The organism is Flavihumibacter cheonanensis, from assembly GCF_022352215.1.
Taxonomy (GTDB): domain Bacteria; phylum Bacteroidota; class Bacteroidia; order Chitinophagales; family Chitinophagaceae; genus Flavihumibacter; species Flavihumibacter cheonanensis.
The window spans coordinates 1-280 of sequence record NZ_JAKRWF010000211.1 but is presented as its reverse complement, the minus strand read 5'-3'; the positions used below and the strand labels follow the sequence as shown (position 1 = coordinate 280).

1 protein-coding gene is annotated in these 280 nt (G+C 74.3%); it reads right to left on the bottom strand.

Translation table 11 applies throughout. The features are described from left to right. A partial coding sequence (locus MD536_RS21730; protein ID WP_239603871.1) for a hypothetical protein occupies positions 1-280 on the bottom strand: 280 nt, incomplete at both ends.

Sequence of the window (280 nt, the reverse complement as noted above, 5' to 3'; positions counted from 1 at the left end):
CTCGGCCCGGCTCCATACCTGGCGGCCGCACTCCTCGTCGCGGCCGAACGCAGCGACCCCTGACGGACAGAGCAGCGGGGCGAAGGCGCCCCGGACCGGCCGGGCCGAGGCGTGCAGCAACGCCGGCCCGTCCACGAAGAAATAGCCGATCCCATGGCGGGCCAGGACCTCGTCCAGCCCCGGGGCGAAGGCGCACTCCGGCAGCCAGAACCCGTGCGGTGGAGCGCCGAAGAGTCGGGCATGGTGCTCCACCGCCACGGCTACCTGAGCCTCGGCCGCC